Raw genomic sequence first — 13,575 nt, 5'->3', positions numbered from 1 at the left:
GGAGCGCGGCTGGTTATCCCTCCTCAGAGGCCAGCCGCAGCGTCTCGAGCACAAAGTCACGCTTGCCGCCGGTATAACAATCCCAATCGTCATTTGCCTCGCTCATGAGCGTCATCTTGAGGGCGGCATAGGCATTCGCTCGTTCCGTGTGCGAGCGCAGATAGTCGCGAAACGCGATCCGGTCTCGCAAAACGGCATTATCCGTCGAGCAGACGTAGAGTCGCGCGCCGTACGAGCCCTTGCCGCTGGTGAAGGTCCAGGTCTGCTGCTGGTACTTGTCGCCATGGAAGGTGTAGGCGCCGAGCGATTGCACACGTTCGATCGCCTCGGGAAGCGCATCCGCATTCTCAAAGGCGGCGTGCAGGTCGATCTTCGGCTTGGCCGCCAGTCCGGGGACGGATGTGCTGCCGACATGATGAAAGACGGGGGTGAGATCGGCGAGAAACGGCTCAAGCTCGCCGACGATCTGACGGAAGAGAGACGGCCATTCCGGGTCATAGTCGATGACCTGAATGGCCATTCTCATCTCCTCATCTTGTTCAGACGATTTCCTTCAGGAAGCCGTCCAGGAGATCGATCATCTTGCGCTCGGCCTCTTCCAGCGAGTCGCTGTTGTCGAGCTCCACGACATCGTAATCGCCGCGCACCGTCAGCGGGCCGCGGGCGAGGCGGGCCATGATGTCCTCGTGCGTCTCGCGGCCGCGCGCTTCCAGGCGGCTGGCCAGCACTTCCGGGCGGGCCGTCACATTGATGACCTTCAGCCGCGGGAAGGCGGCCTGGAAACGGTGCAGCGCCGAACGCGAACCGTTCGCAACGACAATGTGGCCCTTGGAAAGTGCGACGGAAACCTCCGCCGGAATGGCGTATTTGAGACCATGCGCCTCCCACCAGACGGCAAAGGCACCGGACTGCTCCATCGATGCGAATCCCGCATCCGAAACGGCGAGATGATCCTCCCCGCCGGCATCGCCTTCACGGGTGATGACGCGGCGGGCAAAATGCACGTCCTCCCGGCGATCGAAATGCCGGGCCGCAAGGTTCATCAGCGTGTCCTTGCCAGCCCCGCTCGGACCGACGACGACGACCATGATGCCGCGTTCGGCACCGGCGCCCGGATGGGGTTCGTGTGACATCATCATGCGACACGGCGTCCTTCACGCCAGACGGAACGGGTCACCGGCACGCCGTGCGAGCGGTGGACGCGGACGAGATCGGCACGCAGGCCGGTTTCGATGCGGCCGCGATCGTTGAGGCTGACGGTGCGTGCTGGCGTTGCCGTCACCATTGCAATTGCCTTCGACAAAGTAATGCCCTCAACCTCGTCGGCAAGAATGAAGGGCGCATGCAGCAGGCTGAGCGGCACATAGTCGGACGAAAGCACGTCGAGAACGCCGAGCTGCGCCAGATCACGCGCGGCGATATTGCCGGAGTGCGATTTGCCGCGCACGATGTTCGGCGCGCCCATGAGCACGCTCATGCCGTTTTCATGCGACAGCCGGGCTGCGTCGATGCTGGTCGGGAATTCGGCCAGGCGCACGCCGTTTTCAATCGCCTCATCGACATGGGCAGATGTGGCATCGTCATGGCTTGCGACGGTGATTCCGCGTTCGGCGCAGACCTTGGAGATCGCGTCACGATTTGGCGTCGAATTGCGATCGGACTCGGCGATGCGTCTGGCGCAGAAGCGGGCGAACTCCTCATCGGAAAGACCGCGCTTCTTCTGATAGTAAAAGACGTACTGGTCCATTGTCTGGAACTGGCGCTGGCCGGGCGCATGATCCATCAGCGAGACGAGACGAACATAAGGGTCGTTTTCGAAATCGGCGAAGTGCTGCAGCACGTTGTCGGCCGAAACCTCGCAGCGCAGATGGACGAGATGCTCGGCGCGCAGGCGCCCTTCCTTTTCGGCGGACTGAATGGCATCGGCCATCTCGCGCATTTCGCCGTGCTCGAAACCGCCGTCTTCATCAGCACCCATGCGCAGGCAGTCGAAGACCGTGGTGATGCCCGAGGTGACGATCTGCGCGTCATGGGCCTGTATCGCCGCCGTCTTGTTCCAGCGGATGCCCGGACGCGGCGAATAGTGGCCTTCCAGATGGTCTGTGTGCAGCTCGACGAGGCCAGGAATGACGTAGTCGCCCTCAAAGTCTTCGCCGGCTACCGAACTGCCTCCCGAGATATCGGCGATCTTGCCGTCACGGATGAGAATGGAGCCCGAAAGAATATCGTCCTCGAGAACGATACGGGCGTTTGAGAGAACGGTTTCTTTGCTCATGTCAGAAAATCTTTCAGCTTTTGGCGCCAGCAAGAGGCAGCCATGTGTGGACTTTGAAAGGCGCGCCGCGCGCCTCCTCGCTAAAGACGGCAAGGCCGGAAATGCGAAGCGGCCTGCCGGTAAAAGCTGCGAAACGCTCCGTCAGGATCGCCTTCATCACTTCCGCGCGCTCTTCCGGCACCTGCCCGGTCAGCGTCATGTGGAAGCCGAAGTCATCCATGACATATGGATAGCCCCAGCGCATGAGATTATTGCGCTGGCTCTCAGAGAGCCTTTCCGGTTTGCGCCTGATAATATCGGCCTCGGAGAGTGCCGCCCGGAATGGTTCGAAAGACTTTACCACCTTTGCCGCGAAATCCTGAAGCGGTTGGTGCAGCGAACCCGGCACAAGCGCGAAGAAGCGACCAAGCTGGCCGAGCACCAGCTCCGGGATTTCAAAGGCGGGCGTGTTGGCGGCGAAATCTTCGACGACCGCCATCAGGTCCTTTTCGGTCACGGAGGAGGCAAGCTCGAAGGGCGCCTTGATCGTCGCATGGAAGCCATAGCGGCGCGGATCGGCCGTCAGTTCGAATTGTTCATGAGCCGGCAGCGTCTCGTACTCGGGCGCAGGATAGGTCTCCTCGGTAAAGGCATTGCGGCCGAGCCAGACGGAGGCTGCATCCGTCAGGGGATCATCCTTGGACGGTGAAAAATAGAGAGCGTAGCGCAAGGCTTTTATCCTGGAGATCGTCCGAACGGGGAGGGCAATGTGCAGTGATTTGGCGGCAAACCGCAAGCACGCTCCGGCTAAAAGATTTCCATGACAGAATGATGATGGAGACCGAAATGCCCACCATCATTTCGACAAATCCGATCAGTGCCTCTGCTTCGTTCCCATCAGCCGGTGACGCATTGCGTTGGAGGCTGCGTCGAAGAGAAAGACGACGATCAGGATGAGCATGACCATGTAGGCGACATTCTGCCAATTGGAATTGGTCCGCATCGCTTCCCACAGCTTCAGCCCGATGCCGCCGGCGCCGACGGCACCGATAATGGTCGCACCGCGGACATTCGATTCCCACTGGTAGAGGGTTTGGCTGACGAAGACGGGAATGATCTGCGGAATGATCCCGAAGCGATGGACGAGCAGCGTGGAGGCGCCGGTCGATTTGATGCCTTCGCGCGGCTTGTTGTCGATGTTTTCGAGTCCTTCGGAATAAAGCTTGCCGAGCGTGCCGGTTTCCGTGAGGAAAATAGCACCGGAACCGGCAAGCGGACCGGGGCCGAAGGCGCGCGTCAGGAACAGCGCCCAGATCAGCATATCGACCGAGCGCAAGAAGTCGAAGAACCGTTTGAGGCCTTGGTTCAGCACGCGGTTTGGCGTGATGTTGCGCGCCGCCAGGAAGGCGAGCGGAAATGCCGCGAGCGCACCGAGCAGCGTGCCGAGGAAGGCCATGACGATGGTCTGGAAAAGCTTGGTCCAGACGTCTCCGTGCTGCCACGCGCCGTTGTTCCAGATATTGTCGAAGGCCAGCGACAGGTTGGACTGATCCGGCTCGATCCGTGGGCCGGAGATGATCATGCTGACGACTTCACCTGCAGGCTTATCGAAGAAGGGCGAATGCGTGTCGAAGATGAAGTTTGGCCAGCCGAGCAGTCGCTTGTGGACCTTGATGCGATGTGCCGCGATGCTGACATCGCCCGAAAATCCCATATCAACGAGGATGTTGTCGTCGTAGACGGACATCCAGTCGGGCACAGCACCGTCGACGCGCGGGTTCTCGCCGGTGATGTCGACAGGCACCGTTACGCCATGGGCAGTCAGCAGAACCTGCGTCCTGGAGATTTCCACCTGGCGGTTCGTGCCGCTGAGGGAAACGACGACGTTGCCGTCCGGTTTGTTGACGATCCAGCTAGGGTTCGGATTATCGCCAAGGGGAGAGAAGCGCGGATAGCGTACGGTAATGCCGCCGTCGCCGATCCGGAATTCCGGTTGGGCGTCGTAGCTGACCCACTGCGACATATAGATGCCGAAACGCTCCCAATGCGCCTCGGAGATCAGCCGTGGCATCTGGAAGAACCAGACGGCGTAGATGCAATAGACAAGCGTGCCGATCGCGATCATCAGCACGCCGAAGCGTTGCTTGAAGGAACGTTGGAAATATTCCGGATAGCGCGTTTCGATCTCATGCATGCGGTTGGCGTCGAGTACGGTCATGGCGTCCTCAGTGCTGGAGAAGGAAGGCATGATCGCCAACAAGCTTGCGGCGGATCCAGGCCGAGAGCTGATCGACTGCGACGATCGTTATAAAGAGCAGAAGGACGAGCGCCACCGTCTTGGCGCCGAAACCACGGGAGATCGAGAGCTTCAGCTCTTCGCCGATGCCGCCGCCGCCGACGGCGCCGATGATGGTCGATGCGCGAACGTTGATCTCAAGGCGGAGCAGCATATACGACATGAGGTTGGGCAGTACCTGCGGCAGCGCCGCGAAGCGGACGCGCTCGAACCAGTTGGCCCCGACCGCCTTCATGCCGTCATCCGATTTCATGTCGGCATTTTCGATCACTTCGTAGAACAGTTTGCCGAGAGCGCCGATCGTATGAAGGGTGATGGCGATGATGGCCGCTACCGGTCCGATCGACAGAATGGCGGAAAACAGCCCTGCGATGACGATTTCGGGAAAGGCGCGCAAGAATTCCATCAGACGCTTCACGCACACGCGCAGCACACCCGAGGGGGCGAAGTTGCGCGCGGCCAGGAAACTGAGCGGTAGAGCGAAGACGAAGGCAACGATGGTCGAAAGGATCGCGATGTTGATCGTCACGATCATCAGTTCGAAATATTCGGGGATATAGAAATCGCCCCAGACATACACGCGACCTTTGGCGAAATTATATTCTTCACCGCCGGTGTCATTGACGCTGGGGATGTCGAACAGCGCGCGCCAGACGTCGTTCCAGTCTTTGGGAATGAGCCAGCTGAGGAAGTCGAAGAGATGCGGGAGACGTTCGAAGAAGTGCCCGGCATTGCTCTCGTCGGCAAAACGCACGGAGCTGACAAAAGCGAAAAGCAGGATTGCAAGCCCAATCAGCGTATAGAAGCGCCGCTTGGCGACCATCCGGTCCCATGCTGTGACTATTTCGCTAGAGCTCTGCATATTTGGTTGAATATCGGCAACAGTCATCAGCGCTCGAGCCCCTGTGCAAGAAAAGGGCGGCCGTCGCCGGCCGCCCCAGACATGAATGGAGAATTAGCCGCCGATGGCAGCCTTGCGGACGTCAACTACAGCGTTGTAGAAGTCGTGCTTGACCGGAACGTAGCCAGTGAAATCGCCACCTTCGATGGCGTTGAAGCACTTTTCATCGGTCTTCGGCAGAGCCAGGTAGAAATCGGAGATCTTCTTGATCCACGCGTCGCCGAGGGCGTTGCGGACAACGACCGGACCGTTCGGGATCAGCGGCGAGCGCCAGACTTCAACGAGCTTGTTCGGATCGACTGAGCCCTTGGCAACGACCTTGTGGAAGGTGCCGGAGGTGTAGCCGTCCATGAAATCGCCGATGCCCGAGCTATCGTCAACTGCAACGTCAACCTTGCCGTCGTAGGCAGCGAGCAGGTTGTTCTCGTGGCCGCCGTTGAACTGCGTGGAAGCGAAGAACTTGTCGTTCGGCGCGCCGGTGTCCTTCGGGATCTGCGTCAGCGGAACGAGGTAGCCCGAGGTGGAGTCCGGATCGGCGTAGCCGAGCTTCTTGCCCTTGGCGTCCTTGATGGTCTTGATGCCGGAAGACTTCAGAGCGAGACCGATCGAGTAGTAACCCGTGGAGCCGTCCTTCTGCTGCGTCGTCAGGATCGGCGAAACAGCCTTCGGATCCTTGATATAGATGGCAGCGTAACCGGAAGCGCCGAGGCCGGCAACGTCGAGCGTGCCGCCGAGCAGACCCTGGATAACGCCGTCATAGTCGGCGGCCGGGAACAGCGAAACCTTCTCGAAGCCCAATTCCTTCTTCAGGTGGTCCGCGAGGCAGGCATAGTTGCGCAGACGGTCGGCTTCGTTTTCGCCGCCGAGGATGCCGATGCGCAGTTCCTTGAGGTCGGCAGCATTTGCAGCGCCGGTCGCGAGCGCCAGAAGCGCCGTTGCGGCAAAGAGTGCTTTCTTGAACATGGTTCTCTCCTGATTGACCGGAAACCCGGCCGTCTTGTTAAGAAGATGTGCGCCCTTGACGCGGGCATTCGATCGCGACCGCCCCTCTCACAGACCGGCCAGCGCCAGCGGTGGGTTGCCGACGGATTGGTTTTCCGCTCCTTCCGGAGCGATGTTGATTGCAGTCGAGGTCATCGTTTCGTCGACGCCCGCGCCGTCCTTGTCCGTACCGTAGATTTCCTTCACGGCCTCGGTGGTCAGTTCGGAGGGCTTGCCGTCGAAGACGACACGGCCGCCTGCCATGCCGACGATGCGTTCGCAGTAGTTGCGGGCCGTATCGAGCGTATGCAGGTTGGTTACGACGGTGATGCCTTCACGCTCGTTGATGTCACGCAGCGCATCCATGACGATTTTTGCGTTCAGCGGGTCGAGCGAAGCGATCGGCTCGTCGGCCAGAACCATCTTCGGGTTCTGCATCAGCGCGCGGGCAATGGCGACGCGCTGCTGCTGGCCGCCCGAAAGCGTGCCGGCTGCCTGCAGTGCCGTCTGCTCGATGCCGAGGCGCTCGAGCGCTGCGATGGCCTGGATGCGCTCTTCACGGGTGAAGACGTTGAGCAGGCTGAGGATCGTCGAGCGATGGTTCAGGCGGCCGAGCATGACGTTGGTGAGTACGTCGAGGCGCGCCACGAGGTTGAACTGCTGGAAGATCATCGCGCAGTCGCGCTGCCAGTTGCGCAGCGCCTGGCCGCGAAGGCCGGAAACCTCGACACCACCAAAATGGATGGTGCCGGAGGAGGGTTCCTGCAGGCGGTTGATCATGCGCAGGAGCGTGGACTTGCCGGCGCCGGAACGGCCGATGATGCCGACCATCTGGCCTTGCGGAATGTCCAGCGTTACGGAATCAACAGCGAGCTTCTTTCCGAACCGGCGTGTGACATTCCTCAGCTCGAACATCATGCTCTTCCTTCGCATTGTAGGCTTGCTTCTGGGATCGCATTAGTCCCGCTTGATGAACCTCGCGTGTCAGTTTTGTGTAAGTCCTGTCACAATTCTCCGCACCGCAATATTGGGCTCAGCAGCCGTACCGGGAGAGGAAGTCTTCGGCGCCCAGCGCCCGGAAATCCGCCAGTGCTTCGCGCAGCCGGCCGTGTTCCCAGTCCCACCAGGCAAGCCTGTCCATGCGCTCGCCGATCTCCTTCGGAAAGCGCTCCCGGATGAGCTTGGCCGGCACGCCGCCGACGATCGTGTAGGGAGCGACATCCTTGGAGACGACCGCACCGGCGCCGATCACAGCCCCGTTGCCGACAGTCACTCCCGGCAGGATCGTAGCACCATGGCCGATCCAGACATCGTTGCCGATCACGACGCGGTTGGAGCGGCGCCATTCAAAGAATTCCGTCTCCATGTCGGCATCCGGCCAGTAGTCGACGGCGCGGTAGGTGAAATGGTGCAGCGTCGCGCGCCAGGTCGGATGGTTGGTGGCATTGATGCGCACGGCGGCGGCGATGTTGACGAACTTGCCGATCGTCGCGCACCAGATAGAGCCGTCCTGCATGATGTAGGAATAGTCGCCGAACTCCGCCTCGCTGATGCGGCAGCGCTCGGAAACTTCCGTATAGCGGCCGAAGGTCGAATTGGAGACGGAGGCGGTCTCGTGAAAATAGGGCTCGTTGCCCAGTTTGCGGCTCATGCTGCGATTGCCTTTCGCGGAGAGAATTGCTGAACGTCGAGAATGCGGTCGGCGGCTGCCTCGCGCACTTCCTCATCGTGGAAGATACCGAGCAGGGCGACGCCGGCCTTCTTCTTTTCCTCGATCATGCCGACGACGACGGCCCGGTTCTTCGCGTCGAGCGAGGCGGTCGGCTCGTCGAGCAGCAGAATCGTGTGATCGGTGATGAAGCCGCGGGCAATGTTGACGCGCTGCTGCTCGCCGCCGGAGAAGGTGGCGGGCGGCAGCTGCCAGAGCGCTTCCGGAAGGTTGAGTTTTTCCAGCAGGGCGGCGGCCTTTTCCCTGGCGCTGGCGGCAGCTTCACCACGTGCGAGCAGCGGCTCGGCGACGACGTCGAGTGCCGCAACGCGTGGCACGGTGCGCAGGAACTGGCTAACATAGCCGAGCGTCTGGCGCCGCACGTCGAGAATGGTGCGCGGGTCGGCGGCGGCGAGGTCGACGATCTTACCCTTGTGGTTGACGAGGATCTGGCCGGTATCGACGGCATAATTGCCGTAGATCATCTTGAGCAGCGAGCTTTTGCCGATGCCCGACGGGCCGCCGAGCACGACACATTCGCCTGACGCCACCGAGAAGGAGACATCCGAGACGACCGGCAGCTTGATGCCGTCGCGCAGGTGCATGATGAAGCTCTTGGCGACTTCTGAAACGACGAGGGGCGTTGCCATGGTTCTTAAACCTGCAGGATCGAGGAAACGAGGAGCTGGGTGTAGGGCTCGCGCGGGTCATCGAGCACGCGGTCGGTCAGACCCTGCTCGATGACGAAGCCGTCCTTCATCACCATCATGCGATGGGAGAGAAGGCGGGCGACGGCGAGATCATGCGTGACGATGATGGCCGACAGGCCGAGATCGTTGACGAGACCGCGCACCAGATCGAGCAGACGTGCCTGCACTGATACGTCGAGACCGCCGGTCGGCTCATCCATGAAGACGAGGCGTGGGCCGGTGACGAGATTGCGGGCGATCTGCAGGCGCTGGCGCATGCCGCCGGAAAAGGCGCGAGGCTGGTCGTCGATGCGGTCGGCGTCGATCTCGACGCGCTCCAGCCAGTCGAGGGCGGTGGAGCGGATCTTGCCGTAGTGCCGGTCGCCGATCGCCATCAGGCGTTCGCCGACATTGGCGCCGGCCGAAACCGTCATGCGCAGCCCGTCAGCCGGGTTCTGATGCACGAAACCCCAGTCGGTACGCATCAGGAAGCGGCGCTCGGCCTCGTTCATGTGGTAGAGGTCGCGGTAGGTGCCGTCACGCATGTGGTACTCGACACTGCCAGTGGTCGGCATCAGCCGGGTGGAAATGCAGTTCAGCAGCGTCGTCTTGCCCGAGCCGGATTCGCCGACAATGGCGAGCACTTCACCAGGCCACAGCTCGAAGGAGACGTTCCGGCAGCCGATGCGGTTGCCGTAGAACTTCGAGAGGTCGTTGACTTTGAGAAGCGGTGTTTCGGTCATTCTGCAGCCTCCCGGGCCAGCATTTCGCCGGCATGTCCGTGCGCGCGGCGGTCTTCGCAATGGTCGGTATCGGAGCAGACGAACATGCGCCCGCCCTTGTCGTCGAGGATCACCTCGTCGAGATAGACGTCCTCTGCGCCGCAGAGCGCGCAGGGCTTGCCGAAGCGCTGGATTTCGAAGGGATGGTCTTCGAAATCAAGGCTGACGACGTCGGTATAGGGCGGCACGGCATAGATGCGCTTTTCGCGGCCGGCGCCGAACAGTTGCAGCGCTTCGGACTTGTGCATCTTCGGATTGTCGAATTTCGGCGTCGGCGAGGGATCCATGACATAGCGGCCGTTGACCTTGACCGGATATGCATAGGTCGTGGCGATACGGCCGTTGCGGGCGATATCCTCGTAGAGCTTCACATGCATGAGGCCGTATTCTTCCAGCGCATGCATTTTGCGTGTCTCGGTCTCGCGCGGTTCGAGGAAGCGCAGCGGTTCCGGGATCGGCACCTGGTAGACGAGAACCTGGCCGGCTCCGAGCTTTTCCTCCGGGATGCGGTGGCGCGTCTGGATGATCGTCGCGTCCTTGGTGTGGGTCGTGACGGCGACATTGGCGACCTTCTGGAAGAAGGCGCGGATGGAGACGGCGTTCGTCGTGTCGTCCGCACCCTGGTCGATGACCTTGAGAACGTCGTCAGGTCCGATGATAGCGGCCGTCACCTGCACACCGCCGGTGCCCCAGCCGTAGGGCATCGGCATTTCGCGGGAAGCAAAGGGCACCTGATAGCCGGGAATGGCGATCGCCTTCAGGATCGTCCGGCGGATCATGCGCTTGGTTTGTTCGTCGAGATAGGCGAAATTGTAGGTGGCGAGATCACTCATTCGGCGGCCTCCTTTTGGGTCTCGCCGCTGTTGCGGGCGGCTTCGAATTCGCGGCGCATGCGGCGGACGAGGTCAAGTTCAGCCTGGAAGTCCACATAGTGCGGAAGCTTCAGGTGCTCGACGAAGCCGGTCGCCTGCACATTGTCGGAATGGGAAATGACGAATTCCTCGTCCTGTGCCGGCGCGGTAATGTCCTCGCCGAGCTCTTCAGCCCGCAATGCGCGATCCACCAGCGACATGGCCATGGCCTTGCGCTCGCTCTGGCCGAAGACGAGGCCGTAGCCGCGGGTGAACTGCGGCGGAGCCTTGGCCGAACCTTTGAACTGGTTGACCATCTGGCATTCGGTGAGCTGGATCGGCCCGAGCGAGACGGCAAAGCCGAGTTCCGGCACATCGAATTCCACCTCGACCTCGCCGATGCGGATTTCACCGGTGAAGGGGTGGTTGCGGCCGTAGCCGCGCTGGGTGGAATAGCCGAGCGCCAGAAGGAAGCCTTCGTCGCCGCGGGCAAGCGCCTGCAGGCGAAGATCGCGGGTCATCGGGAATTCCATCGGCTCGCGCGTCAGGTCGCCCGTCTGGTGGTCTTCGGGGAGCTCGCCATCGTTTTCGATCAGCCCTTCCTGGCCGAGGATTTCGGAGACGCGCATGACGCGGCCGGCTTCCGCCTCGCGCTGCGCCGGCTCTTCCACGGTCTCGTCGGAGAGCAGCGAGGGGTCGAGCAGGCGGTGCGTATAGTCGAAAGTCGGGCCGAGTAGCTGGCCGCCCGGGAGGTCCTTGTAGGTGGCGGAGATGCGCCGTTCGATCTGCATATTGGCCGTATCGAGCGGCTTCGAATAGCCGAAGCGCGGCAGCGTCGTGCGGTAGGCGCGCAGCAGGAAGATCGCCTCGATCATGTCGCCGCGCGACTGGCGCACGGCAAGTGCGGCAAGCGTGCGGTCGTAGAGCGAGGCTTCGGCCATGACGCGATCGACGGCGAGAGCAAGCTGTTCGACGATCTGCTCGATGCCGATCGCCGGCACGGAGCGGTCGCCACGCCGGCGGTCAGCGAGCAGGCGGTGGGCATTGGCGATGGCGGCCTCGCCACCCTTGACGGCAACATACATGAGCTCAGATCTCCGTTGCTGTGATCTTTGTGGTGCGCGGCAGGCAGAGGAAACGCTTGCCCGCCGTCAGCACGATGTCGATGCCGCGCGGGAAGAGGGCGCGGTTCTCAGTCCACAGGCGCAGGAACGTTTCCGGCAGGCCGACAGGCGCGATCTCGGTCACGCTCTGGATGCCCGGCCCCATCAGCGCCAGGCGGCGCCCGCCTTCGAGATCGGCAAGCTCGATCACCACTGTCGTGGAGCGATCGGGATATTCCTGCGTGCCGGCGGCAAACAGGCCGAAGGTGGAAAGCATCGTGCCGGCCTCGACGAAGGCGAAGCGCGCCTCGGCCTTTTCGGTGGTCAGCGGTGCGCCGGTGTGGAAGCCAAGCCATTCCGGGATCGCCGATCTGGCAAGTCCGGCCGAAAGCCAGACGGGCGTGTCATGGTCGCAGAGCGTCAGGCCGATCGCGCCGGCGGCAATGCCAAGCGGCGCGGGCGCCGTCACATCGGCTGCGACCGTCTGGATCGTGCCGGGCCGGGCCATGCCGTCCATCAGCATCTTGAATACGCTCTGGGCCTCGAATACCGGCTCGGCAAAGCCGCCGGTCAGAACATCGGTCTTGGCGCTCATCAGTTGTCTCCCCGCACCATGGTGAAGAAATCGACGCGGGTCGCAGCCGTCTCCTCGGCCTTGAGACCGGCCTCGGCGGCAATGCGGCTTGATATCGGCGACAGCAGCCTGTCCTCGACGAAGCCCTTGGTGGCCTCCTCCTGCCAGAGCGCATCGAAGATCGCGCAAAGCCGTGCCTTCTCGCGGTCGGTGCCGAGCGCCTGCGCATGGCCGACGGAGCCGGAGCCAAGGCGCACTGTCGCGCGCGTCACTGTGACCTCGCCGAGATTGAAGGGCGCGCCGCCGCCGCCGATGCGGCCGCGAACCATGACGAGACCCGTTTCCGGGCCGCGCACCGGCTGTGCCGCCGGCTTTTCGGCAAGCGCATCCCACGCCGCCAGCAATTCTTGCCTCTCAGCGCGCGCCAGCAGATCGACGGTGCGTTTGCGTCCGTTGTCTGTCTGCGCCGCAGCGTCTGCCTTCTCTGCTGCCGTCATCGTTTTTTCCTCGAAATGTCTATTGATATAGACAACCATACAAGCTATACCTATCCCTAAATCGGCGAGGTGACAAGCGTGTGACACGACGCGTCCAAATTGGCCGAGCCTGAAGATGAATTCGGGTCGAAGATGAGCTGGCAGGGGTGCAATGGCAGGCATGAAGCAGGTGCAGCGGCAGACTGGCGTGGCGCTCTGGCGGCAGATCGCGGACAGGATCCGCGAGGCGATCAGCAGCGGCGCCTATGACGAAACGGGCATGGTGCCGCCGGAAACCGTTCTGGCGCTGCAGTTCGGCGTCAACAGGCATACGGTCCGCAGCGCGTTGGCCGCGCTCGCCCAGGAAGGCATCGTGCGTGCGGTGCAGGGCCGCGGCACACTGATCGAGCGCAAGGAACGCCTGAATTTTCCGATCAGCCGCCGCACCCGCTTTACCGATGGTCTGGGCGACCAGGCGCGCGAGACGCACTCGCTCCTGCTCGGCCACGCGGAAGAGGCGGCCAATACCGAAGTGGCCCGCTGGCTTCGCATCGAACCGGGCACGCCGGTCATCCGGCTGGAAACAGTGCGCGATGCGGACAGGCGGCCTGTCGCGCGCGGCACGAGCTGGTTTCCGGCAGCGCGCTTTCCCGGCCTCGTCGAGACCTATCGCCAGACCGAGTCCGTCACCAAGACTTTCGCAGCACTTGGCCTGTCGGACTATGTGCGCGCCACGACCGAGATCACCGCCGCCCACGCCGATTCCGGCGACCTCGCCGATCTGGAGCTGACGCCGGGTGCCGTGCTGCTGATCACCAAGGCGATGAATACCGATCTGGACGGCGTGCCAGTCCAATATTCGATCAGCCGTTTCGCGGCAGACCGCGTCCAGTTCACCATCGAGAACTGAAAACGAAAAAGGCCGGGCGCGAGCCTGGCCTCAAACCTTATCGATGCCTG

Annotated in this window: 16 protein-coding genes; 1 reads left to right on the top strand and 15 read right to left on the bottom strand. The window is 62.1% G+C overall.

Annotated elements, in window-relative coordinates; genetic code table 11:
- Positions 1-13: 13 nt before the first annotated feature.
- The 15 genes from ACR9ZQ_RS25155 to phnG form a co-directional block, all read right to left on the bottom strand.
- Positions 14-520: a GrpB family protein gene (locus tag ACR9ZQ_RS25155; RefSeq protein WP_481428978.1), complete on the bottom strand. Its 507-nt coding sequence runs from the start codon at positions 518-520 to the stop codon at positions 14-16.
- A gap of 19 nt (positions 521-539) precedes the next feature.
- Positions 540-1,136, bottom strand: coding sequence for a phosphonate metabolism protein/1,5-bisphosphokinase (PRPP-forming) PhnN (phnN, locus tag ACR9ZQ_RS25150; protein WP_310380092.1), 597 nt, complete (start codon positions 1,134-1,136; stop codon positions 540-542).
- A complete protein-coding gene (locus ACR9ZQ_RS25145) occupies positions 1,136-2,275 on the bottom strand; it encodes an alpha-D-ribose 1-methylphosphonate 5-triphosphate diphosphatase (protein ID WP_310379850.1) in 1,140 nt (379 codons plus the stop codon). Before ACR9ZQ_RS25145 ends, phnN begins: the two co-directional genes overlap by 1 nt.
- A gap of 13 nt (positions 2,276-2,288) precedes the next feature.
- Positions 2,289-2,984, bottom strand: a complete 696-nt coding sequence (locus ACR9ZQ_RS25140) for a DUF1045 domain-containing protein (RefSeq protein ID WP_481428977.1) — start codon at positions 2,982-2,984, stop codon at positions 2,289-2,291.
- A gap of 144 nt (positions 2,985-3,128) precedes the next feature.
- Positions 3,129-4,472, bottom strand: a complete 1,344-nt coding sequence (gene phnE, locus ACR9ZQ_RS25135; RefSeq protein ID WP_481428976.1) for a phosphonate ABC transporter, permease protein PhnE — start codon at positions 4,470-4,472, stop codon at positions 3,129-3,131.
- A gap of 7 nt (positions 4,473-4,479) precedes the next feature.
- On the bottom strand, positions 4,480-5,439 hold the full coding sequence (phnE, locus tag ACR9ZQ_RS25130) for a phosphonate ABC transporter, permease protein PhnE (protein ID WP_481428975.1): 960 nt from the start codon (positions 5,437-5,439) through the stop codon (positions 4,480-4,482).
- Between the two features lie 66 nt (positions 5,440-5,505).
- The gene (gene phnD, locus ACR9ZQ_RS25125) at positions 5,506-6,414 is read right to left on the bottom strand and encodes a phosphonate ABC transporter substrate-binding protein (protein ID WP_481428974.1); all 909 of its coding nucleotides are present in this window, start codon (positions 6,412-6,414) and stop codon (positions 5,506-5,508) included.
- Between the two features lie 87 nt (positions 6,415-6,501).
- Positions 6,502-7,347 (bottom strand): phosphonate ABC transporter ATP-binding protein, encoded by an 846-nt coding sequence (phnC, locus tag ACR9ZQ_RS25120; protein WP_481428973.1) that lies wholly within the window; start codon positions 7,345-7,347, stop codon positions 6,502-6,504.
- A gap of 118 nt (positions 7,348-7,465) precedes the next feature.
- On the bottom strand, positions 7,466-8,083 hold the full coding sequence (locus tag ACR9ZQ_RS25115) for a DapH/DapD/GlmU-related protein (RefSeq protein WP_481428972.1): 618 nt from the start codon (positions 8,081-8,083) through the stop codon (positions 7,466-7,468).
- Positions 8,080-8,790, bottom strand: a complete 711-nt coding sequence (phnL, locus tag ACR9ZQ_RS25110; RefSeq protein WP_310379837.1) for a phosphonate C-P lyase system protein PhnL — start codon at positions 8,788-8,790, stop codon at positions 8,080-8,082. The genes ACR9ZQ_RS25115 and phnL overlap by 4 nt, the downstream gene beginning before the upstream one ends.
- A 5-nt stretch (positions 8,791-8,795) precedes the next feature.
- Positions 8,796-9,572, bottom strand: a complete 777-nt coding sequence (phnK, locus tag ACR9ZQ_RS25105) for a phosphonate C-P lyase system protein PhnK (RefSeq protein WP_113320523.1) — start codon at positions 9,570-9,572, stop codon at positions 8,796-8,798.
- Complete coding sequence (locus tag ACR9ZQ_RS25100) at positions 9,569-10,444, bottom strand: alpha-D-ribose 1-methylphosphonate 5-phosphate C-P-lyase PhnJ (RefSeq protein ID WP_481428971.1); 876 nt, start codon at positions 10,442-10,444, stop codon at positions 9,569-9,571. Before ACR9ZQ_RS25100 ends, phnK begins: the two co-directional genes overlap by 4 nt.
- Positions 10,441-11,547 (bottom strand): carbon-phosphorus lyase complex subunit, encoded by a 1,107-nt coding sequence (locus ACR9ZQ_RS25095; RefSeq protein WP_481428970.1) that lies wholly within the window; start codon positions 11,545-11,547, stop codon positions 10,441-10,443. Before ACR9ZQ_RS25095 ends, ACR9ZQ_RS25100 begins: the two co-directional genes overlap by 4 nt.
- Before the next feature lie 4 nt (positions 11,548-11,551).
- Entirely contained in the window at positions 11,552-12,160 is a 609-nt protein-coding gene (phnH, locus tag ACR9ZQ_RS25090; RefSeq protein ID WP_481428969.1) for a phosphonate C-P lyase system protein PhnH, read from the bottom strand.
- Positions 12,160-12,636 carry a phosphonate C-P lyase system protein PhnG gene (gene phnG, locus ACR9ZQ_RS25085; protein ID WP_481428968.1) on the bottom strand — a complete coding sequence of 159 codons (477 nt, stop codon included), beginning with the start codon at positions 12,634-12,636 and terminating at the stop codon, positions 12,160-12,162. The genes phnH and phnG overlap by 1 nt, the downstream gene beginning before the upstream one ends.
- Before the next feature lie 151 nt (positions 12,637-12,787).
- Here phnG and phnF point away from each other — a divergent pair, with 151 nt between their 5' ends.
- A complete protein-coding gene (gene phnF / locus ACR9ZQ_RS25080; protein WP_310379826.1) occupies positions 12,788-13,525 on the top strand; it encodes a phosphonate metabolism transcriptional regulator PhnF in 738 nt (245 codons plus the stop codon).
- The last annotated feature ends 50 nt before the right edge of the window (positions 13,526-13,575 follow it).

Source organism: Rhizobium sp. KNZ14-9A, from assembly GCF_056755015.1.
Note: the sequence above shows the minus strand (reverse complement) of the source record. Positions and strands in the feature narration are given on the sequence as shown.

Coding starts and splice junctions, on each gene's coding strand:
- ACR9ZQ_RS25155 (WP_481428978.1), bottom strand. CDS start 520: ATGGCCATTCAGGTCATCGACTATGACCCGGAATGGCCGTCTCTCTTC.
- phnN (WP_310380092.1), bottom strand. CDS start 1,136: ATGATGTCACACGAACCCCATCCGGGCGCCGGTGCCGAACGCGGCATC.
- ACR9ZQ_RS25145 (WP_310379850.1), bottom strand. CDS start 2,275: ATGAGCAAAGAAACCGTTCTCTCAAACGCCCGTATCGTTCTCGAGGAC.
- phnE (WP_481428976.1), bottom strand. CDS start 4,472: ATGACCGTACTCGACGCCAACCGCATGCATGAGATCGAAACGCGCTAT.
- phnE (WP_481428975.1), bottom strand. CDS start 5,439: ATGACTGTTGCCGATATTCAACCAAATATGCAGAGCTCTAGCGAAATA.
- phnD (WP_481428974.1), bottom strand. CDS start 6,414: ATGTTCAAGAAAGCACTCTTTGCCGCAACGGCGCTTCTGGCGCTCGCG.
- phnC (WP_481428973.1), bottom strand. CDS start 7,347: ATGTTCGAGCTGAGGAATGTCACACGCCGGTTCGGAAAGAAGCTCGCT.
- ACR9ZQ_RS25115 (WP_481428972.1), bottom strand. CDS start 8,083: ATGAGCCGCAAACTGGGCAACGAGCCCTATTTTCACGAGACCGCCTCC.
- phnL (WP_310379837.1), bottom strand. CDS start 8,790: ATGGCAACGCCCCTCGTCGTTTCAGAAGTCGCCAAGAGCTTCATCATG.
- phnK (WP_113320523.1), bottom strand. CDS start 9,572: ATGACCGAAACACCGCTTCTCAAAGTCAACGACCTCTCGAAGTTCTAC.
- ACR9ZQ_RS25100 (WP_481428971.1), bottom strand. CDS start 10,444: ATGAGTGATCTCGCCACCTACAATTTCGCCTATCTCGACGAACAAACC.
- ACR9ZQ_RS25095 (WP_481428970.1), bottom strand. CDS start 11,547: ATGTATGTTGCCGTCAAGGGTGGCGAGGCCGCCATCGCCAATGCCCAC.
- phnH (WP_481428969.1), bottom strand. CDS start 12,160: ATGAGCGCCAAGACCGATGTTCTGACCGGCGGCTTTGCCGAGCCGGTA.
- phnG (WP_481428968.1), bottom strand. CDS start 12,636: ATGACGGCAGCAGAGAAGGCAGACGCTGCGGCGCAGACAGACAACGGA.
- phnF (WP_310379826.1), top strand. CDS start 12,788: ATGGCAGGCATGAAGCAGGTGCAGCGGCAGACTGGCGTGGCGCTCTGG.